The 20,514-nt window shown below is 67.1% G+C and carries 16 protein-coding genes and 1 pseudogene; 13 read left to right on the plus strand and 4 right to left on the minus strand.

From position 1 onward, the window contains the following. Positions 1 to 28: 28 nt before the first annotated feature. Together AB0L57_RS09875 and rpsT are read right to left on the minus strand one after the other, a co-directional pair. Positions 29 to 1,114: a phosphatidylinositol-specific phospholipase C domain-containing protein gene (locus AB0L57_RS09875; protein ID WP_364959598.1), complete on the minus strand. Its 1,086-nt coding sequence runs from the start codon at positions 1,112 to 1,114 to the stop codon at positions 29 to 31. 102 nt (positions 1,115 to 1,216) lie between these two features. Beyond that, a complete protein-coding gene (gene rpsT, locus AB0L57_RS09880; RefSeq protein WP_364959600.1) occupies positions 1,217 to 1,480 on the minus strand; it encodes a 30S ribosomal protein S20 in 264 nt (87 codons plus the stop codon). A 326-nt stretch (positions 1,481 to 1,806) separates the two neighbouring features. On the opposite strand from rpsT, the gene AB0L57_RS09885 reads away from it, so the two are divergent. Further along, on the plus strand, positions 1,807 to 2,598 hold the full coding sequence (locus tag AB0L57_RS09885) for an aquaporin (RefSeq protein ID WP_364959602.1): 792 nt from the start codon (positions 1,807 to 1,809) through the stop codon (positions 2,596 to 2,598). Between the two features lie 30 nt (positions 2,599 to 2,628). Here AB0L57_RS09885 and AB0L57_RS09890 read toward each other — a convergent pair whose 3' ends face one another. Next, positions 2,629 to 3,216 carry a type II toxin-antitoxin system PemK/MazF family toxin gene (locus AB0L57_RS09890; protein ID WP_364959604.1) on the minus strand — a complete coding sequence of 196 codons (588 nt, stop codon included), beginning with the start codon at positions 3,214 to 3,216 and terminating at the stop codon, positions 2,629 to 2,631. Positions 3,217 to 3,453: 237 nt separating this feature from the next. On the opposite strand from AB0L57_RS09890, the gene lepA reads away from it, so the two are divergent. The 3 genes from lepA (at position 3,454) to AB0L57_RS09905 (ending at position 9,692) form a co-directional block, all read left to right on the plus strand. Next, positions 3,454 to 5,307, plus strand: a complete 1,854-nt coding sequence (lepA, locus tag AB0L57_RS09895; RefSeq protein ID WP_364960537.1) for a translation elongation factor 4 — start codon at positions 3,454 to 3,456, stop codon at positions 5,305 to 5,307. Positions 5,308 to 5,550: 243 nt separating this feature from the next. After that, positions 5,551 to 7,911 carry a hypothetical protein gene (locus AB0L57_RS09900; protein ID WP_364959606.1) on the plus strand — a complete coding sequence of 787 codons (2,361 nt, stop codon included), beginning with the start codon at positions 5,551 to 5,553 and terminating at the stop codon, positions 7,909 to 7,911. Further along, entirely contained in the window at positions 7,908 to 9,692 is a 1,785-nt protein-coding gene (locus tag AB0L57_RS09905; RefSeq protein ID WP_364959608.1) for a hypothetical protein, read from the plus strand. The genes AB0L57_RS09900 and AB0L57_RS09905 overlap by 4 nt, the downstream gene beginning before the upstream one ends. 12 nt (positions 9,693 to 9,704) lie before the next feature. Here AB0L57_RS09905 and AB0L57_RS09910 read toward each other — a convergent pair whose 3' ends face one another. Then, positions 9,705 to 11,756, minus strand: a complete 2,052-nt coding sequence (locus AB0L57_RS09910; RefSeq protein ID WP_364960539.1) for a glycoside hydrolase family 15 protein — start codon at positions 11,754 to 11,756, stop codon at positions 9,705 to 9,707. Between the two features lie 165 nt (positions 11,757 to 11,921). Between AB0L57_RS09910 and AB0L57_RS09915 the strand changes: the two genes are divergently transcribed. The 9 genes and pseudogenes from AB0L57_RS09915 (at position 11,922) to AB0L57_RS09955 (ending at position 20,488) form a co-directional block, all read left to right on the plus strand. Beyond that, positions 11,922 to 12,227, plus strand: a complete 306-nt coding sequence (locus tag AB0L57_RS09915) for a hypothetical protein (protein WP_364959610.1) — start codon at positions 11,922 to 11,924, stop codon at positions 12,225 to 12,227. 140 nt (positions 12,228 to 12,367) lie between these two features. Continuing rightward, positions 12,368 to 12,625 (plus strand): hypothetical protein, encoded by a 258-nt coding sequence (locus AB0L57_RS09920; RefSeq protein WP_364959612.1) that lies wholly within the window; start codon positions 12,368 to 12,370, stop codon positions 12,623 to 12,625. 211 nt (positions 12,626 to 12,836) lie between these two features. Then, a pseudogene (locus tag AB0L57_RS09925) lies at positions 12,837 to 12,923 on the plus strand (Ms4533A family Cys-rich leader peptide); the annotation flags it as partial. A 171-nt stretch (positions 12,924 to 13,094) separates the two neighbouring features. Next, positions 13,095 to 14,156, plus strand: a complete 1,062-nt coding sequence (locus tag AB0L57_RS09930; protein WP_364959614.1) for a sulfate ABC transporter substrate-binding protein — start codon at positions 13,095 to 13,097, stop codon at positions 14,154 to 14,156. Between the two features lie 77 nt (positions 14,157 to 14,233). Next, positions 14,234 to 15,034, plus strand: coding sequence for a sulfate ABC transporter permease subunit CysT (gene cysT, locus AB0L57_RS09935; protein WP_364960541.1), 801 nt, complete (start codon positions 14,234 to 14,236; stop codon positions 15,032 to 15,034). Next, the gene (gene cysW, locus AB0L57_RS09940; RefSeq protein ID WP_364959616.1) at positions 15,031 to 15,840 is read left to right on the plus strand and encodes a sulfate ABC transporter permease subunit CysW; all 810 of its coding nucleotides are present in this window, start codon (positions 15,031 to 15,033) and stop codon (positions 15,838 to 15,840) included. Before cysT ends, cysW begins: the two co-directional genes overlap by 4 nt. After that, positions 15,837 to 16,832: a sulfate ABC transporter ATP-binding protein gene (locus AB0L57_RS09945; protein WP_364959618.1), complete on the plus strand. Its 996-nt coding sequence runs from the start codon at positions 15,837 to 15,839 to the stop codon at positions 16,830 to 16,832. The genes cysW and AB0L57_RS09945 overlap by 4 nt, the downstream gene beginning before the upstream one ends. A gap of 632 nt (positions 16,833 to 17,464) precedes the next feature. After that, positions 17,465 to 18,688 (plus strand): Hsp70 family protein, encoded by a 1,224-nt coding sequence (locus tag AB0L57_RS09950; RefSeq protein ID WP_364959620.1) that lies wholly within the window; start codon positions 17,465 to 17,467, stop codon positions 18,686 to 18,688. 282 nt (positions 18,689 to 18,970) lie between these two features. Beyond that, complete coding sequence (locus tag AB0L57_RS09955) at positions 18,971 to 20,488, plus strand: hypothetical protein (RefSeq protein ID WP_364959622.1); 1,518 nt, start codon at positions 18,971 to 18,973, stop codon at positions 20,486 to 20,488. Positions 20,489 to 20,514: the final 26 nt, after the last annotated feature.

The following is a 20,514-nucleotide window of genomic DNA, read 5'->3' on the forward strand; positions in this document are numbered from 1 at the left end:
GCTGTCGTCGTGGGCGGCGGTCGCGATCTCAGTGCGGGTTGTGCCCGATGATCTCGCCGACCAGGGCCGGGCCGGGGAAGTCCATCATCAGCACGCCGGTCGTGGTGCCCGGTCGTGACCGTAGATGATCCACCGCGTGCTGATTCTCGTAGTCGGCGTACCGGTTGGGGAATTTCGTCGGATCGGGCACACCCGATGCCGACAGGAAGTCCACCGACAGCGTCCGGGCACCACCGGCCGCGGTCCGGTCCATGTGTGCCGCGACCGCGGCCCACTTGTCCTCCCGGCTCGGCCCGTCCCACAGGTCCTGCAGATCGAGCGGAAGTCCACGGTCGTCCACGCCGTCGGCGCGGATCACCACCACCGAGCCACGCACTTCGCCCAGGCGCGGCACGGCAGCGGGGCCGGTGGCCGACGGCCGCCACATCCGCGGGTGCGCGTTCAGAATTCGATCCAGTAGTGCCGGATCCGGCGGCTGCCGCCCGGCGTCCGCGCACTGGAATGCCTTGTCGTCATTGGTGCATTCGGCCTTCACCCGCATCAAGACGGTTTCGCGCGGATGCTGGGACAGGAACTCCTCGCTCACCCGCAGGACGTCTTCGAGGCCGATCTCCTGGTAGAAGCTGCCGTGCTGCACGGCCAGATTGCCCGCTTCGTCGCGCCGCACCCGGATGTCGACGGCCCGGATACCGGCATCGAGCTGGGTGCTGAGGGTTCGCGCCGAGGCACAGGCCGGATCGGCGCAGCCGGTATCGAACTTCTCCTGGGTCACCACGGCCGGACCGGCCTTACCACCGTGGATCGACACGCTGTCGTGCGTGCCCGGGATCGACATCGCGTTCAGCGGCGTGCTGTCGGGGAGTGCGGCCATCCAGTCCGGATTGTTCGCCGCGTCGAGATGATCGGTGACCGCCGCGGTGGCAGCGGCGCGAGGCATGGTCGCAGCCTCGGGACCCGGTACGCCGCCGCTCGAGGTCGGCTGGGTGGCCGGCATCGTCGCGGCGACCGGTTGCGCCGAGGGAGCGACGGTTCGGCCGCATCCGGTGAGTGTGACACCACACACCGCCGCGACCGCGACAACGACTACGGCACGCTTACGAATCTCCCCGCCCACCGGATCAGAGTAACGACAAAAGCCGCCGTGGTCATCTGCGATGCAGATCCTCTGCCACGGCGGCGTTACGAAAGACGAATCCGGTCGAGCCGGACGGCGGGCTCAGCCCAGCTTGTTGTAAGCCAGCGACAGCGCCGACTTCTTGTTGGCGGCCTGGTTGGCGTGGATGACGCCCTTGGAGGCGGCCTTGTCCAGGCTGCGGTTCGCCGTCTGCAGCAGCTCGAGCGCCTGGTCCTTCTCGCCGGCCGCAGCGGCCTCGCGGAACTTCCGGACCGAGGTGCGCAGCGCGGACTTGACCGACTGGTTGCGCACCCGCGCCGCCTCGTTGGTGCGGATCCGCTTCATCTGGGACTTGATGTTGGCCACGCGTGTTTCCTCTGATTCCTTCTAGTCAGTTGATGTTCGTAAAAGTCTCTCTGGGCGCACTACACGAAAACAGGTAGCGCTGCGCCGACGATCGAGGTTACCAGTTGGGGTGGTGGGATACGAAATCGGCGCGGTCGCCGCCGCTCGGTGTCCTGTCCTCGGTTGCCGCTCGCGTCCGCCGACATACGGAGCCGGTGTGATTGTGCGTCCCGACCTCGTGACGTAACGTCCGCACTTGGACGACCGTACTGGTTGTTTCTCATTTTTTCCTGGATTTCCCCGTAGTGCCCGGTCTCGAAGCGCAGCTCGACAAGGGAAGGTCGCGGATGTCTCCAACAGCTCAGGAAATGATCGAGGACGTAGTCGAGCAGCAAGAGGTTCCGCTGGCTCGAAAACTCGCCGCAGAGGCGATAGGCACTTTCGTTCTGGTGCTCGGTGGTGCTGGAACCGCCGTGTTCGCCGGTGCCAGGGTCGGTGCGCTCGGAGTCGCACTGGCCTTCGGTTTCAGCCTGCTTCTGCTGGTCTACGCGATCGGCCCGATTTCGGGTTGCCACGTGAATCCCGCGGTGACGATCGGCCAATTGGCGATGGGGCGGATCCCCTGGCTGAGCGCCGTCTACTACATCGTCGCGCAGTTGATCGGTGGTTTGCTGTCCGGTGCGGTGATCTTCGCGATCGCGAAGGATCTCCCGGCCTACAACCGGGCTTCGGATGGGCTGGCCGCGAACGGCTGGGGTGCGCACAGTCCGTCGAAGGTCGAGGTCCAGGGGCCGATGGCGACGTTCACCCAGAACGGGTACGGACTGACCGCGACGATCGCCATCGAAATCGCGCTGACGGCCTTGCTGGTCTTCGTCGTCCTGGCCTCCACCGACCGGATCTCGCATGTGTGGATGTCGGGTCTGAGTATCGGCATCACGCTCGCGGTGATCCACTTGATCTCGATCCCGATCGACAACACCTCGGTGAATCCCGCGCGCAGTCTGGCGGTCGCTCCCTATCAGGACGGGGCGATGCAGCAGGTCGTGGTGTTCGTCGTCTTCCCGTTGATCGGTGGTCTCGTCGGAGCGCTGATCTACAGCGCCCTGTTCGGGCGTACCCGGCGTACCGAGGACTGACGGCGGGGCCGGGGTGGTTCCGCCCCGGCCTCAGCCCCAGTGGTACTCCGCGCACAACCGGTGCGCGACCCGATCGAAGGTCTTGCGCGGCAGGATCGCGCCTTCGCGCCGGATGCCGTCCTCGGGTACATCGAGTACGCGGTCCAGCCGGACCCAGCTGTCGCGGCCCTCGTAATCCCATGGGCCCGAGCCGATCCCGATCCAGTTGTGCTCGCCACCGCGCACCGGATTCGAGGACAGCATCAGGCCCAGCAGCGTCGTGCGGTCTCGCCCCACGACCAGCACCGGCCGGTCCTTGCCATTGCTCGGGTCCTCCTCGAAGGGAACCCAGGTCCACACGATTTCGCCCGGATCGGCCCGGCCGTCGAGCTGCGGGCAGTACACGACCTGGCGGGCCCGCTCGTGGGTCGGCACCGGAACCGATGCCGCGGGACGTACCGTGACGGCGGCCTTGCTCCGGCCGCCATCGCCCTTGCGTCGCCCGACCGCGCGGTCCCACATCGCCGACCGCTGCATCCGGTCGACAAGTTTGGGCGCCTGCTTCCTGACGATGCGGGGGCCCTGCTCCTTGGCAATGGTCCCCAACTGCTTGCCCAGAGAGCTCCACGTGCTGGCCATGTCCGGAGCATAACGGCGGGGCGGCCGGGACGGGCTGCGGGCCGGATGTCGCGGGGAGCGGATTCGGTTGTCCTGCGGGCGAATCGGCCATGCCGCTGCCGGGATCGGGGTGGCGTCGCCCACATGTGCCCGGGGCGGGCGTCGTCATCGCCCGCCGGTGCGTGCGAGACCACGTGGAATGCGCACGTAGACTGCCCGATGGCGACTTATCGACTTGTACACGGGTAGGAGTGTCCCATCAGCACGTTTGCCGACACGACGTTCACCGATCCCTCGCGGATCCGGAACTTCTGCATCATCGCGCACATCGACCACGGCAAGTCCACCCTGGCCGACCGCATGTTGCAGCTGACCGGGGTGGTCGAGGAACGGCAGATGCGTGCGCAGTATCTGGACCGGATGGATATCGAGCGTGAGCGCGGTATCACCATCAAGGCCCAGAATGTGCGGCTGCCGTGGAAAATGGATACAGCGGGTGGATCCGAAGACTACGTCCTGCACCTGATCGATACGCCCGGTCACGTGGACTTCACCTACGAGGTGTCGCGCGCGCTGGAAGCGTGTGAGGGCGCGATCCTGCTGGTCGACGCCGCCCAGGGCATCGAGGCGCAGACGCTGGCCAATCTCTATCTGGCGCTGGAGAAGGACCTCGAGGTCATCCCGGTGCTCAACAAGATCGACCTGCCGGCCGCCGATCCCGACCGCTATGCCGCGGAGCTGGCCCACATCGTCGGCTGTGAACCCGAGGATGTGCTGCGCGTCTCCGGTAAGACCGGCGTCGGTGTGCCCGAGCTGCTGAACAAGGTGATCGAGACGGTGCCGGCGCCGGTGGGCGAGGCCGATGCGCCCGCCCGCGCGCTGATCTTCGACTCCGTCTACGACACCTATCGCGGTGTGGTGACCTACGTGCGCGTGGTCGACGGCAAGCTCACCCCGCGCCAGAAGATCAAGATGATGTCGACCGGGGCCACGCACGAACTGCTCGAGATCGGCATCGTCTCCCCGGAGTCCAAGGCCACGCAGGGCCTCGGCGTCGGTGAAGTGGGCTATCTCATCACCGGTGTGAAGGATGTGCGTCAGTCCAAGGTCGGTGACACCGTCACCACCGCGCGCGACGGTGCCACCGAGGCGCTCACCGGCTACCGCGAGCCGCGGCCGATGGTCTACTCCGGCCTGTATCCGGTCGACGGCTCCGACTATCCGGATCTTCGCGACGCACTGGACAAGCTCCAGCTCAACGATGCCGCGCTGACCTATGTGCCGGAGACCTCGGTGGCACTGGGCTTCGGTTTCCGCTGCGGCTTCCTCGGCTTGCTGCACATGGAGATCACCCGGGAGCGGCTGCAGCGCGAGTTCAATCTGGATCTGATCTCGACCGCGCCCAATGTGATCTACCGGGTCGTCATGGAGGACGGCGCCGAGCAGGTGGTGACCAATCCGTCGTTCTGGCCCGAGGGCAAGGTGCGTCAGATCTTCGAACCGGTGACCAAGTGCACGGTCATCGCGCCGAGTGAATTCGTCGGCACCATCATGGAACTGTGCCAGTCGCGGCGCGGTGAACTGCTCGGCATGGACTATCTGTCGGAGACCCGCGTCGAGATGCGGTACACGCTGCCGATGGCGGAGATCATCTTCGATTTCTTCGATTCGCTGAAGTCGCGCACCCGCGGCTACGCCTCGCTGGACTACGAGGAGGCCGGTGAGCAGGAGGCGGCGCTGGTCAAGGTGGACATCCTGCTGCAGGGTGAGGCGGTCGACGCGTTCTCCGCGATCGTGCACCGCGATGCCGCGCAGGCCTACGGCAACAAGATGACCACCAAACTGCGCGAACTCATTCCCCGGCAGCAGTTCGAGGTGCCGATCCAGGCCGCGATCGGATCGAAAATCATTGCGCGCGAGAATATCCGGGCGATCCGCAAGGATGTGCTGGCCAAATGCTACGGCGGTGACATCTCGCGTAAGCGCAAGCTGCTGGAGAAGCAGAAGGAGGGGAAGAAGCGGATGAAGACCATCGGCCGTGTCGATGTTCCGCAGGAGGCTTTCGTCGCCGCGCTCTCCACCGATTCTGCCGCGGAGAAGCCGAAGCGGTAGGCTTTCAGGTTCCGAGAGGTTAACTGGACGGTTGACCTACAAGGTCTGCCGATCGTTCCCGGTCTTCCCGGCCCGGACGGCTGTCGGCAGGCTGGAGCGGCACCGCTATGTCCGGTCATTGTCCGCCTGAAAGAAACCTGAAGGATGTGACAGGCAAGTTTTCCGGAAATATGGTGTAAAGGGAATCGAATTTGGTAACACCCCGTTCGGTTTGGTCTGCCGAACGCTGAGAGCGGAGTATGTATGACGCGTGAGCTGCCGTACGACGACGACGCGGATGCGGACGATCATGCGGGCGATGCCGCATATCGGGTCGCGACCGGTGTCGCGCGGGTGGCTCGAGCCGGGGCATATGTCACCGGTGGTGCGCTGATCGCATCCAACGGGGCTCCCGCGCCACAGAACGAATCGCACAATACGGGCTGGTCCACCTCGGATCCGCATCCCGATGTGCCCAGTCCGGTCGTCACCTATCCGGATCCCTCGCCCGATTCGGTGCCGCCGGACCTCGGTGTCTCGGCTCCCGCCGAGCCGGCGCTGGGCGCGCTGTCGCCCGGACAGCTTCAGCTGGGGACCGACGCGATTCCCGGATTCCAGTGGTCGTTCACCGAGGATGGCCGGATGCCGGCGGGTGAATCGCCGGCGGCGCCGGACGGCACCGGCGGGGCGGCGCCGTACTGGGGGACGCCGGGATCGGGTGAGATCTTCCCGGGCAGTGGCACTTTCATGCAGGACTTCGACAACGGACCGGGCTACTCGGTGCCGGGTTTGAACCCCGCCAGCGCCCCGGCCGGCACCGCTGCGCCGGATGACCACATGCCTGGCCGGTTCGGCGGATCCGGCACCGTCGATTCCTCCCATGCGGACGCGATGCTGCCGGGGCATGGGCTCGGATTGCCGGGTGCCAACGGACTGCACATTCCCGGGATGAACGGCTTCGGTCCGGGTGGGTTCGGTTCCGCCGGAATCGAACCCGGCGACGGGATGTCCGGTGCGCAGCCGGGCGATGGACACGGTGCGATCTTCGACGGTGTGGGTGACGGCACGGGCTTCGGTGTGTGGCTGGGTGTCGACTCCACCTTCGACGCTCATATCGGTCCGGACGGCGTGTGGCTCCAGGTCGACTCCACGGTCCAACTCGCCGTCGGTGATGTGGGCGATCAGCTCGACAACTTCGGTCAATGGTTCGGCGCCGGATCGCAGCACCTCCCGGGTGCCGCGGGACAGGCGACCGAGCTGCCGGGGCAGGCCGGCGACTCACTCGGTCAGCCGCTCGCCGCCGATGCCGCGGCGATCGGCACGGCGGCCGCGGCGTCCGGGCAATCCGGTGCCACCCACGCCGCCGGTGCCACCGTGTCGCCGACCGCGGCTTCCGGAGCGGCGCCGACGATCACGCCGCAGGTGACGTCCATCGCGTCGCCGGGGTCCGTCGCGCCCTCGTTCCAGGCTCCGCAGCCCGCCGCGCCGATGGTGAATGTGGCCGCCCCGCAACCGGTTTCGCCCGCTCCCGTGGCGCCGGCGATGCCCGCGCCCGTCGCGCCGCCCGCCCCGGCGCTCGCGCAGCCGGTGGCGGCGACGCCGTTGCAGACCACGATTCAGCCCGAGGTCGCCACCCATCCGGTTGCGAATGTCTTCTCCGCGCACGCGGGCCCGTCCCCGCTGACCGCGCCCGCCCTGGCGGTACCGGCATTGTTCGACGATCGGCCGCATTCCGGCGGATCGGGTATCCGGTTGCCGGGGCACGACGATCACGATCCCTCGGATTGGGCGGGATCGGGCAGCGGCCGGACCACGACACCGTCGCACACCGGCACCACGTCCGAGCCGGGGACGAGTCATCCGTCCACGACCGCTGGTGCGGGGCACACGTCCTCGCCTTCCACGAGCGATCACCCCAGCACGCTGCCGGGCGGCCGCACCGGTCATCCGTCCACCGACCACACCACACCCACGGTGACCCCGCCGCGCGACACCGACTCCGAAACGACCACCCGCCCGGGCGGCACGACCTCGGAGTCGGATTCCGGGCCCGGTCACGTCACCACCCCTGAGACGACCGACTCCGACCCGACCACGCCGGGCCACACCGCGACGCACGGTCCGGGCATCCCGACCGGGACGGATACCTCCGCCACGGGCGATGCCGGCGACTCCACCGTGCCGACGCGTACGCCACAGTCGCCGGATCAGGATTGGACCTCGTCCCAGCATTCGGCGCCATCGACCCACAGCCAGCCGGTGCCGACCCATGAGCCGACCCTGCCGAGCAGTGCGCCGACCGTGCCCACGCCGCAGCACACCGTCGATCCGTTCCCCGGTGACAGCGGCATGCCGTCACACACCGCACACGTGGAGCCGCCGACCGTGAACAAGCCGCCCACCATCGATCCCGCCCCGACCGTGCACGTTCCGGTGAAACCCGCTGCGCACATGACGGATTCGTATGACACCTCGCTGTGGCAGGATTCCGGTCACGGCCTCACGAGCGTGGCGGCGCCGGGGCTCGACGGTGGTCTGCACGAGAATCCCGCGCAGTGGCATCATTCCCCGGTTGATCCGATCGCGGCGGTCCATCCGGCCTTCGATTCTCATATCTCGTTGTGACGGCGGTGGAGGCGACCGGTGCCAAGCACCCCGATGCGATGGCTCCACTGCTCGCGCAGCTGGACGAGCTGCGTGATCTGACCCGTGCCGCCGGCCGGGCCGATCTGGCTGCGCGGCTGGCGATGTCGCGCTCGCGAGTGGCCGATCCCCGGGTTCGCCTCGTCGTGGTCGGCGAGCCCAAGAACGGGATGAGCACACTGGTCAACGGACTGGTCGGCAGTGCGGTGAGTGCCACCGGCAGTCCGGTCAGCGTTCCGGTCATCGCCGAGTACGGTCCGCAGTCGACCGCCACCCTGGTGCGATCGCTGCCCGGCGGCCGCACCGAACGCCAGCCCGTGGATCCGCTGAATCCCGCACCGGCACTGCGGAGCTCCAACGTCATCAGGGCGGAGTTCACCGAACCCAGCCCGCTGCTGGCCGAGGGGTTCGTGGTGATGGACGCGCCCGGCGCTCCGGCCGACGCCCCGACCACCTGGTCACTGATCGCCGCCGCGGATGCCGTGCTGTATGTCTGCGACGCCTCCAGCCCGTACACCCCGGACCAGATCGCGCTGCTGCAGCGCATCCGCCAGGTGTGCCCGACGGTGGTCTGTGTACTCAACAAGATCGACCGCCATGCGGGCTGGACCGATGTGCAGCAGCGCAATCGGGAACTGCTCGACGACGCGGGGCTGGGTTTCGCGGTCGCACCGGTGTCGGCGGATCTGCATCTGCGCGCCGGTAACGATCAGCGCCGCGATATCGAATCCGGTGTGCCGCAACTGATCGACCACCTGCGTGGCTATGTCCTCGCCCGCGCCGACGCCGTCGCCCGGGAAGCCGCACTGCGCGATATCCGCACCATCACCGATCACCTGGGCCTGACATTGCGCTCGGAGGCCGAGACACTGCGCGATCCTCGCCGCTACAACGCCATCACCGATCAGTTGCGTCGCGCCCGCTCCGAGGCCGACGAACTGCGTCAGCGCACCGCCAACTGGCAGGTGACCCTCGCCGACGGCTGTTCGGAGCTGATGGCCGATATCGAGCACGATCTGCGGCACCGGCTGCGCAGTCTCGTCCGGGATGCCGAAACCGAGATCGGAAATCGTGATCCGTCCCGGAACTGGAATGATTTCGGCGCCGATCTGGACTCGAAGATCTGCGAGGCGGTGGAGGAGAATTTCGTCGTCGCGCACTATCGCGCGGTGGAGCTCGCCGAGCAGGTGACCGCGAAATTCCCTGGTGACACCCGGGATGTGCCGCTGCCGGATCTGCGCCTGGAGGATCCGGGCGACGTCCTCGAACCAGTGGCCTCGCTGGAACCGCTGGGCACCGCGAAGATCGGTGTACTGCAGCCGTTCCTGAATGTGATGCGCGGTTCCTACGGCGGTCTGCTGATGGTCGGCGTGATGACCAGTCTGCTGCACATGCCGCTGGTGAACTGGTATTCGGGTACGGCGGCGGCGTTGCTCGGTGTGAGCGCGCTGTGGGAGGACCGCAAGCTGCGTCGTGAGCGCCGCCAGGCCGAGGCCAAGAATGCCGTCGCCCGGCTGATGGACGATGTGATCTTCCAGGTGGGCAAGGAATCCCGGCACCGGCTGCGCGCGACGCAGCGACTGCTCCGCGACCATTTCACCGACCTGGCCGAGCAGACGCTGCGCTCGGTCGACGAATCGCTGCGCGCGGCCGAGGAAGCCGCGGCGGTCAACTCACCGGAGAGTCGCGACCGCCGCCTCACCGATATCGAACGATCGCTGATGCGGCTGCGCGAGATCCGCGAGACCGCCGACGAGTCGTAGCACCGCGCCGGCTCAGCCCGCCGGATGTGCGGGCCGGAACTGCCCTGCGACACTGGACTGTTCGGCCCGGATCACATGCATGACCGCGTTGATCAACGCCAGATGGGTGAAGGCCTGCGGGAAATTGCCGAGGTGCCGGCCGGTGTAGGGGTCGATCTCCTCGGCGTAGAGCTCCAGCGGACTGGCATAGCCGAGCAGCCGTTCCAGCAGATGCCGGGCGCGGCGCACCTCGCCGATCTCGACCAGTGCCGACACCAGCCAGAACGAGCAGATGGTGAAGGTGCCCTCCACACCGCTCAGCCCGTCGTCGGTGGTGTCGGTGCGATAGCGCAGCACCAGACCGTGTTCGGTGAGATTCTTCGCGATGGACATGACCGTGGCCCGCACCCGCGGATCGTCCGGCGGCAGGAAGCGGAACAGCGGCACCAGCAGCAGTGAAGCATCGAGGGTGTCGCCGCCGTAGGTCTGGGTGAACACGCCGTCGGCGTCGACACCGTTGGCGAGCACATCCGCGTGGATCTCGGCGGCGATGCCCGCCCAGGTCTCGGCGTAGTCGGATTCACCGTGTAGTTCGGCGAGTTTCGCACCACGATCCAGCGCCACCCAGCACATCACCTTCGACGAGGTGAAGTGCTTCGGCTCACCGCGCACCTCCCAGATCCCGCGATCGGGTTCGCGCCAGTGCTGGATCGCCGCCTCCACCTGGCGTTTCAACATCGGCCACAGCGTCTCGGGCACCTGCTGGCGCGACTTCACATGCAGATATACCGAATCCAGGATGGCGCCCCAGATGTCGTGCTGCTGCTGGTCGTAGGCACCGTTGCCGATCCGCACCGGACGGGCGCCGTCGTAGCCGTGCATATGCCTCAGCTCCGACTCCTCGAGCGCGCGTTCGCCGCCGACACCGTAGAGCACCTGAAGTGGTTGTGCCGCACCGTCGTCCGCGGTGGCCGAATCGTGCAGGAAATTGAAGAAATCGTCGGCCTCACGATTGAGACCCAGGGTGTACAGACCCCACAGCGCGAAGGTCGAATCCCGCACCCAGCTGTAGCGGTAGTCCCAATTTCGTTCGCCGCCAGGTGTTTCCGGCAGTGAGGTGGTGGCCGCGGCCATCAGCGCGCCGGTCGGTGCGTAGGTCAGGCCCTTGAGGGTGAGCGCGCTGCGCTGCAGATACCCGCGCCAGGGGTGATCGGGGAACTTGCCCAGGGTGATCCACTGCCGCCAGCATTCGGTGGTCTGCCACATCTTCTGTGCCGCTTCGGCGAAGGTGGCCGGCGCGGGCAACGGCGACCACGACAGCGCCACGAACAGTTCTTCGCCCTCGGTCATGCGGGTGCGGGCGCGGGCCTCGCGCCCTTCCAGCCCGAGACGCATATCGGTGGTGAGAGTCAGCTCCCCGCAGGGCAATTCGCCGCTGTCGCAGGTCGCCGTGGCGGTGGCGCGTTCGTAGACCGCGCCGGTGTACTCCCATCGCACGGACGCGCGGTGGTAGTCGAAGGCCGGTTCGCAGCTCATCTCCAGTTCGACCACACCGCTCACGCACTTCACCGTCCGGAGCAGGATGTGCTCGGCGTCCCAATCCTCCGGGGTGCGGCGGCGAGTCCGGCTGCGCTTGTCGTTGTTGTGCCAGGGCCCCAGCACCAGCGCATCGCGCACGATGATCCAGCCGGTATCGGTCTGCCAGGTGGTCTCCACGATCATGCCGCCGGGCAGGTAGCGCCGCGCCGCGGGCACGTTGACGCCGTAGGGGCCCAGCCGGTAGTGGCCGGCGCTGCGGTCGAGCATCGCGCCGAACACACTCGGCGAATCCGGTCGCGGCAGGCACATCCATTCGACGGAGCCGTTGCGGGAGATGAGGCAGTTCGTCTCACAGTCGGACAGAAAGGCGTAGTCGTCGATCGGCGGATAGGACGATTTGTGCACGACACCCGAGGAGACCGGCAGATAGCCGGCCGCGATGTCGACATCGGGCGGATCGGGCAGGGCGTTGCGCGGCGGCGACATGTCGTCGAGCGTCTCGATTACGGGCTCGTCGTCGGTGATCGGTTCGTCGTAGGACGCCATATAGCCATCATGGTGGATTTCGGCGATGCTCGCCGCGATCCACACACCCACGGTGACACTCCGTTGCCTGACCCATCAGGCAGTGTTTGTCCGCAGCCCAATGGGGAGCCCTCCGTGGTGACACTCCGTTGCCGCCTCCGGGCCCTGACCCATTAGGCTGGGGGAGTGCATCACTTCGCGGGCTGGTGGGACGGCTTCGAACTCTGGGTGGCCGGCTTGCCGTTCCTTCCGCAGTTCGTCGTGGTCCTCGTCGGCGCGATTCCGCTGAGTTTCCTCATCGCCTACGGGCTCGACCGTGGTTTGCGGGCGGTCCTGCACGCCCTCGGGCGTGACCGGGTGAGCGAGTCCGATCAGCTGGGTTCCGAGCCGATGACACCCGCTGACGTTCTGGGCCCGTCCGAGTTGCCCGAACCGATGCTGTCGGGGGCGGCGATGGGCGGCCCCGGTCCGATGCGTGAGGAAACCGTCTGATGCCACGCTCACGGGTGCAATTGGCGCTGATCGCCCTGCTCGTCCTGATCGTGGTCGCCTGGCTGCTGACTCGTTGACCGCACCGCGGACGTGACGATCGGACCGCCCCGCCGTCGGTGGTTGCGGGTACTGTGCAGCCCATGCCAACCGATGAGGAATTCGTGGATCTCGAGCAGTTGCTGGAGATCGAGGACGGGCCCCGCCTGATCGCCACCCACATCGCTCCGGCCGATGAGGCCCTCGAGATGGTTCGCGCCGCGCAGTTGCTCGGCTTGGGCGTGCGGTTGCAGAACCGGATTCGCCCGGACGAGCCCGACGAGGACGGTGAGGAGATCGCCATCGAGGAGTGGGTGCTCGAGCTCTACGAAACCCCGCCCATGGCCGACGAGGACGAATAACCCGCCGATATGCCCGCACCGGGACCCGTGCGGCTGTGGTCTTCACCACGGCCGGGCACGGGTCCCGGTTGTCGTTTCCGGACCGGTCGTGCCGATCGCCTCGAAGCGCCCGGGTAGCCGGGAGTTCGCGCCGGTCGAAGCCGATTTCCGGGGGCGATCGCAGCGCTTCGACCGATTCGCGCGGTTCGGTGGGCTCTGTTAGAGTCTGCCCGTGTCATCGAGCGTTGTTCCGCAGGTCCGCCATGAATTGGCGTTGATCGCGGTCGGCTGTCTCGTGGTCGCGGACATCTACTGTCGCCAGTGCGCGGACGTGGTGGCGCACCCGTAAGCTCGGGTCGCTCACCTTTCACACGGATCCGCTTTCCGATGGCCTCCGGGCCTGCCTGTGTCACCTCGATGTGACAGTTCTCCGTATTCCCTCCCGCCGAGCCGGACCGGCCGATGGTGGATGGCAGGAAAGGTTCGACCGATGTCTCGCAGCCCGCGGTTCGCCGCAGGGAACGCCAGTTCTCGGTTCCGCGCCGGTGTCGCGCTCGTGGTGGCGCTCGCCGCGCTGATACTCACCGGTTGCAGCGGTGGTCCCAGCGATGTGCCCGGTACCTCCGGCAGCGGCGGGAGCGGCGGCACGCTGACGCTCTACGCCTACGCGACCCCGAAGCCCGGATTCGACAAGGTGGTCCCGGCGTTCAACAAGACCTCCGCCGGTGCCGGTGTCGGTGTCCAGCAGTCCTACGGTGCCTCCGGCGATCAGTCCCGCAAGGTCAAGGACGGCGCCCAGGCCGATGTCGTCAATTTCTCGGTCGAACCCGACATCACCCGGCTCGTCGATTCGGGGCAGGTCGATCCGAATTGGAACGCCGACGCCAACAAGGGCATCCCGTTCGGTTCGGTGGTGGCGATCGTGGTGCGCAAGGGCAATCCCAAGGGCATCAAGGACTGGAACGATCTGCTGAAGCCGGGTGTCGAGGTGGTGACGCCCAATCCGTTCAGCTCCGGTTCGGCGAAGTGGAATCTGCTCGCGCCCTATTCCGCCGAGAGCGACGGCGGTAAGAACCCCCAGGCCGGGCTCGACTACCTGAGCAAGCTGATCTCGCCACAGCATGTGCGGGTGCAGCCGAAATCCGGTCGCGAGGCCACCGAGACCTTCCTGCAGGGCACCGGTGACGTGCTGCTGAGCTATGAGAACGAGGCCATCTTCGCCCAGCGCGAGGGCGATCCGATCGAGTACTTCGTCCCGCCGGTCACCTTCAAGATCGAGAATCCGGTCGCGGTGCTGAAGAACGCCCGCCACCTGGACAAGGCCATCGCCTTCCGCGATTTCCTGTTCACCAACGCCGGTCAGCGGGCCTGGGCGCAAGCCGGGTTCCGCCCGGTCGATCCTGGTGTCGCCGCCGAGTTCACCAACGACTTCCCGCAACCTCGCAAGCTGTGGACGATCGCCGATCTCGGCGGATGGAAGCAGGTCGACAAACAACTGTTCGCTCCGGGCAGCGGCAGTATCGCGGCCATCTACGACAAGGCGACGAAATAGTGAGTGACATCGGTACCACTGCCGGAGCCGCCGCCGGCAGCAGATCCACCCCGGTCCGGGGCCGCACCCGCTCCTGGTTGCGGGTCACCGGATCGGTCGGGCCCCTGGGCATCGCCACCGCGGTGCTCTGGCTCAGCATCATCGTGTTGCTGCCGCTGGCCGCGCTGGCCTTCCACGCCTTCGACGACGGCTGGTCCGGGTTCTGGGACGCCGTCACCGCGCCGGCCGCCCTGGACGCGCTGCGGGTCACCATCTTCGTCTCCGTCGTCGTGGCCGTGATCAATGTCGTGATGGGCACCCTGGTGGCGTGGGTGCTGGTACGCGACGACTTTCCCGGTAAGAGCATCGTCAACGCGCTGATCGATCTGCCGTTCGCGTTGCCGACCATCGTGGCCAGCATCGTGATGCTGTCGTTGTACGGTCCGCAGAGCCCGATCAACGTGCACCTCAACGCGACCCAGCCCGGCATCATCGTGGCGCTGGCCTTCGTGACGCTGCCGTTCGTGGTGCGCGCGGTGCAGCCGGTGCTGATCGAGGCCGAGGTGGATGTGGAGCAGGCCGCCGCCTCCCTGGGCGCGGACAACTGGACCACTTTCCGGCGCATCATCCTGCCGACGCTGCTGCCGGCGATCATCAGCGGTGGCGGGCTCGCCTTCGCCCGCGCCATCGGCGAATTCGGTTCGGTGGTGCTGATCGGCGGCTCGATTCCCGGCCGCACCCAGGTGGCCTCCCAGTACATCCAGCAGCAGATCGAGGTCGACCGGCCCACCAATGCCGCCGCGGTATCGGTTGCGCTGCTGGTCATCTCGTTCGTGACGCTGCTGATTCTGCGGTTGTTCGCCGATCGCACCGCCCGGAAAGAACAGGCGAGTCGATGAAACTGTCCGGCTTCACCCGTATTTCGCTGCGTACCGTCGCGCTGGCCTACATCCTGGTCCTGCTCGTCGCCCCGCTGGTGATCATTCTCTGGCGCAGCTTCGAGAACGGTATCGGCCAGTTCATCGACTGGATCTCCACACCGGCCGCGATCTCGGCATTCAACATCTCGATGATCATCGTGCTGATCGTGGTGCCGCTGAACATCATCTTCGGCATCGTCACCGCGATCGCGCTGGTGCGCGGGAACTTCCCCGGCCGCAGTCTGTTGCAGGGTGTGGTGGATCTGCCCTTCGCGGTGTCGCCGGTCGTGGTCGGCGTCTCGCTGATCCTGCTGTGGGGCGCCTCCGGCTGGTTCGGCGATGTCGAGAACCTCGGTTTCCGAGTGATCTTCGGCTTGCCCGGCATGGTGATCGCCACGCTGTTCGTGACGTTGCCCTATGTGGTGCGCGAGGTGGAACCGGTCCTGCACGAGATCGGCGACGATCAGGAACAGGCCGCCACGACACTGGGCGCCTCGCGCTGGCAGACCTTCTGGCGGATCACACTGCCGGCGATCCGCTGGGGCCTGACCTACGGCGTCGTGCTGACCGTGGCCCGCGCCCTCGGTGAATTCGGCGCGGTGATCATGGTGTCCACCGGCCTGCCCGGTGGCGGTCAGACCCTCACCCTGCTGGTCAATGCCCGCTATATGAACGACCGCAACATCTTCGGCGCGTATTGCGCGGCCACCCTGCTGATGGGCATGGCACTGGTCACCCTCCTCCTGATGACTCTTCTCGAACGTAAGCGGGGTAAAGCCCAATGATCACCGTGAGCAATGCCAAGAAGAATTACGGCAGCTTCGCCGCGCTCGACGATGTGAGCATCGATATTCCGTCCGGTGAGCTGACCGCCCTGCTGGGACCGTCCGGTTCGGGCAAGTCGACGCTGTTGCGTTCGATCGCCGGACTGGAGTCGCTGGATTCGGGCATCGTCACCATCGCCGAGCGTGATGTCACCCGGGTGTCACCGCAGAAACGCGATATCGGGTTCGTCTTCCAGCACTACGCGGCGTTCAAGCACATGACCGTGCGCGACAATGTGGCCTTCGGGCTCGAGATCCGCAAGCGGCCCAAGAGCGAGATCCGTAAGCGGGTCGACGAATTGCTCGAGATCGTGGGCCTCGGCGGATTCCAGCACCGGTATCCGGCGCAGCTGTCGGGTGGTCAGCGTCAGCGGATGGCGCTGGCCCGGGCGCTGGCGGTCGATCCGCAGGTGCTGTTGCTCGACGAGCCGTTCGGCGCCCTGGACGCCAAGGTGCGCCACGATCTGCGGACCTGGCTGCGACGCCTGCACGAGGAAGTACACGTCACCACCGTGCTGGTGACCCACGATCAGGAGGAGGCGCTCGACGTCGCCGATCGGATCGCGGTGATGAACGCCGGGCGCATCGAGCAGGTCGGCACTCCGGAGGACGTCTACGACCGTCCCGCCAACGAATTCGTCATGTCCTTCCTCGGCGCGGTCGCCAAACTGAACGGACATCTGGTGCGCCCGCACGATATTCGCATCGGCCGCGATCCCGGGATGGCCCTGGCCGAGCACGAGGGCACCGCGGAATCGGCGGGTGTCACCCGCGCCACCGTGGAACGGGTCGTGCGCCTGGGCTTCGAGGTCCGGCTCGAACTGCGCAATGCCGCCACCGGAGATCTGTTCACCGCGCAGGTCACCCGCGGTGACGCGGAGGCACTGCGGCTGGGCGAGGGGGAAACGGTGTTCGCCCGCGCCACCCGCATTCCGGAACTCCCCGCCGCCTGATCGCAGCGTCCGGTCCCTCGCTCGCCTGGGGACCGGACGGCCGGCTGGCGCCGGCACGATGTCGTGCCTTGTTCGCACCGAGCCGTTCGCGCATCGGCATGTTCGACGTTCGGAGCGTGTTCGGTTGCGCCTCAATCTGTTCACGTATCCGCAGATACGGATCCTCGCCTGCCCGCCCGTGTCCGCGAGAGCGCGCCGGCCGATCGGAGGTGCTCGATTCGCGAGCTCTCGGTGCGCATTTCGCCGCGGGTCGCCGTGACACACCCGGTGATCGGCGGGTCCGAGGCATGCCGCCGGTTCGGGTACCGCGGTGGGAGAGCGGCTGATTCGGTGTGTGCGGCGGGGATGCCGGAGCTGTCGGACGATGCCGCGATGGGCAGTTGGACAGATGTTGGCAAATTCGTACCGATTGGTCCGTGTCGCGAATTGTCCGCTGCGCGTGCATATTGTCTGATTTGTTGTCGCAGGTGAATGGGTATATCTGTGATGGGTGCGGGGTCGATGGACAATGCGGCGGTTGACCGGACAACTGGTTGTCCGGTGCTTGGCAAGCTCTCAGCACAATGGTTGCCTGAGTGCCGGGTCGGGTCAGGCTAGCGAAAACGTACGCTCGTCGATCGAGGGGAATTGTGATGACGGTTGGGCTCGGAGTGAGTATCGGCACGGTCAACACGGTGTGCGCCATCGATACTCCTGAGCACGGTAAGAACACGCGCGGACGCAAGCGAGGCGCGTCCGTCGATGCCGGTGGGCGCGCGACGTCCGGCGGTCGGGGCAAACGCGCACCGGGTCCGAAGCAATCGCAGTCCACACAGCGGACCGCACCGGGAACGTGGCGCACCACCCTCACTTTCGACAGCACCGGCAGTGCGCGGGTCGGCCGGATTCCGAAACACGGCCGCGCGGTGACCGATTTCGCGGATCTGACCGAACGCGGACGGACCGCACGCGTGCGGCACCGCTCGCTCACGTCGGCGGATCTGGTGGCGACCGTCGCGCGCACCGTGGTGGCGGATGTCTCCGCACACGTGATGGCCACCGAGGACAAGTTCGCGGAAACCGCGGTGGCGGTGACACATCCGGTCGGCTACTCCCGGGATCGGGTGCTGGACCTGCGCGAGTCGCTGGACGAGATCGGTCTGGCGCATGCGGCACTGGTCTCCGAACCGGTAGCGGCGGCGGCCTGGTTGTCGGTGGCCTACGGGCCACTGATGCCGGGGCTGGCGCTCGTCTACGACCTGGGTGGTTCCGGTCTGACGGTGACGCTGGTTCGGATCGGCGCCGGTAGCCCGGCGCGGCCGGTGATCGGAGAGCCGTTGCGTTCCACGGCCTTCGGCGGCCGGGCCTTCGGGGCCACGATGGCAACCCGGGCCAACTGGCGCTCCGGTGAGTCCTCGGCCGCCGATTCCGATGCGGTGATCACCGAACTGCGCACCGCCCACATCCGCGAATCGCTGGATGTGGTGTACGAATGCCTGAACCGGGCCGGCGCCACCATGGCGGATGTGGATTGCGTACTGGTCGTCGGTGGCGCCGCGCGTCCGCCCGAGGTGGCCGCGGTGCTCTCCTCGGCGATGGCGCGGCCCGTGATCGTGGCACCGGATCCGGAGCGCACGATCGCCGAAGGCGCGGCCATCCTGGCGCGCAACGCGGCCGAGGCGGCGCGGGAGAGTGCGCAGCCCGCCGAGGTGGAGGAATACCCGGCATCGTCGGGGATGTTGCGCCGCAGGCTGTCCCGGGTCGCGGTCACCATCGCGGTCGCGGCCGGCGGTGCGCTGTTCGCGGCCACCGCCGTGGTGGGTGACGAGGCGGGCGCGCAGTCGATGGGCGCCGGGGTCGTGCACATCCAGCGCTGAGTACGCCTTCGCACCCGGGAGGCACCGCAACCTCCGGCGGGGTGAAGGCGTCGATGATGGTCATACACAACCGCTCCCACCGAGCGCGTCATCGGTGGGAGCGGTTGCTGTGTTCGGGTGGACCGAGACGGCTCGGTATCTGCCGGTGCCGCATGTAGCGGAGCGGAGTCCCGTAGCGCGCTCAGGGTGTGCCGAACCTCTGGCTTCCCTCCAGTGGGATGTCGGTGTGTAAATGCCAGAATTTATGCGACAGCACACGATGAGGATCGGTGGAAGCAGACTGTGAGCGACCAGAACAGCGGGAACCCAGGCGACGCCAACTCGGAGGACAAGGAACCGGATATCGGTTTCAGTCTGTCGCCGGACGGTACCGCCGAGCCCGAGGGGGTCGCTGAGCCGGTCGACGAGGATGTCGCCGAGAGCCGGGATCGACTGCTGGCGCGCCAGATCGCCGATGAGCTGGCTGCGGTCGGCCCGTCCGGATGGCGGCAGCTCGACGCGGTATTCGTGTTGACCACGACGACCGCGGTCGCCGAAGTCGTCTACACCGGTGAGGGCCGGACGATGCGTTCCGAACCGCCCGTCGCGGTGCTGGAGCAGGCGCGCGGGCATCGCGCGCTGGTCGCCGAGCTGGACGATGAGCCGTGGTGGCGGCTGCTGGTGCGGTTGAGTTCCGATGGCGAGTTCGAGGTCGATTACGACTTCGGCGACGAGCCCTTCCCGGACGGGCAGCTGTTCGAACCCGAGGCCTATCGCGCCGATCTGGAAGAGTTCCCGCGCGAAACCCTGCCGGTATGGCTGGCCGCCTATATCGGTCATGGCAGTCGTCAGACCAGGACCCCGCAGGACGCGGCCGGTGCCGCGCGGGCGGACAAGGCCGCGAAGGTGTGGCCGGTGTTGGCGGAGAACGAGTTCCCGGACTTTCCGGAGATGTGGGCGCGGTGGGCGGTCGTCTCCGCGGCATTCGTCGCCGCCAATTCCGACTGGGGCCCCAGGGTTTTGCCGTCGATGGGATGGTTCGAGAGTTCGCGGCGCGGTGGTAGCACGCTGTACTCGCTGCCGGGAGGTAAGGCGGTGCTGTCCGGCGGAGTCTGGGAGTCGCCGAATCTGGACGCCGCCTACAACGACGGTGCCGCGATGCCCAAGTTCTTTGCGGGAGCGCCGGATTGGGTCGCCAACCCGGTACTGAATCCACGTGCCGCGACCGGATTGATGTCGTTCGTCTACTGGTGGGAGGGTGGCCGCTGGTATCGCGGCGAGTCACCCGCCGCGGAGCAGTGTGCCACCGCTGTGCCCGGCGTGTGGACCGCGAACACCGTGGTCGGCATCGTCGCCGGACTGGCCGCGCAGCCGCCGAGCGCCGAACAGCGTTCCGCCGCAGCGGCTTTGATCGCGGCCGCCGAAGTCGGCGTGGTCACCCGGGAGACCGTGGAAGCGCTGTTCGACGACGACCGGTTCGATATAGACGGTGCGATGTACCAACTGACCCTGGCCGGCGTGGTCGCGTCGCTGCCGGAGCAGATGCCGGAGGAAGAGGCCATCTTCCGGGTACGCACCTACGTCGAGGGGCGCGGTCTGGATACCTCCGGATATCCGTTGGACCAGCTCACCGCCGACCGGTTCAGCTGCGGCTGGATGGTGTATGTGCCGGTGCCGCGCGGTGAGATCGCGATCGGCCGCGCCATCTTCTACATCGCGGATGACGGTGTGCTGGAACATTCTTCGTCGTCGGTCGCTCCGACCACATTCGTGAAGGGATTCGAGCAGCGCTTCCAGGAACGACAGGGCGCGACAGCGTGACGACGAAGTCCGGTAGCCGAGTGAAC

Source organism: Nocardia sp. NPDC052254 (genome assembly GCF_040679495.1).
Taxonomy (GTDB): domain Bacteria; phylum Actinomycetota; class Actinomycetes; order Mycobacteriales; family Mycobacteriaceae; genus Nocardia.

What these genes read in the sequence shown, in the direction of transcription:
- AB0L57_RS09885 (WP_364959602.1), top strand. Translation starts at nt 1,807, where the DNA reads ATGTCTCCAACAGCTCAGGAAATGATCGAGGACGTAGTCGAGCAGCAA.
- AB0L57_RS09890 (WP_364959604.1), bottom strand. Translation starts at nt 3,216, where the DNA reads ATGGCCAGCACGTGGAGCTCTCTGGGCAAGCAGTTGGGGACCATTGCC.
- AB0L57_RS09900 (WP_364959606.1), top strand. Translation starts at nt 5,551, where the DNA reads ATGACGCGTGAGCTGCCGTACGACGACGACGCGGATGCGGACGATCAT.
- AB0L57_RS09910 (WP_364960539.1), bottom strand. Translation starts at nt 11,756, where the DNA reads ATGGCGTCCTACGACGAACCGATCACCGACGACGAGCCCGTAATCGAG.
- AB0L57_RS09920 (WP_364959612.1), top strand. Translation starts at nt 12,368, where the DNA reads ATGCCAACCGATGAGGAATTCGTGGATCTCGAGCAGTTGCTGGAGATC.
- AB0L57_RS09930 (WP_364959614.1), top strand. Translation starts at nt 13,095, where the DNA reads ATGTCTCGCAGCCCGCGGTTCGCCGCAGGGAACGCCAGTTCTCGGTTC.
- cysW (WP_364959616.1), top strand. Translation starts at nt 15,031, where the DNA reads ATGAAACTGTCCGGCTTCACCCGTATTTCGCTGCGTACCGTCGCGCTG.
- AB0L57_RS09945 (WP_364959618.1), top strand. Translation starts at nt 15,837, where the DNA reads ATGATCACCGTGAGCAATGCCAAGAAGAATTACGGCAGCTTCGCCGCG.
- AB0L57_RS09950 (WP_364959620.1), top strand. Translation starts at nt 17,465, where the DNA reads ATGACGGTTGGGCTCGGAGTGAGTATCGGCACGGTCAACACGGTGTGC.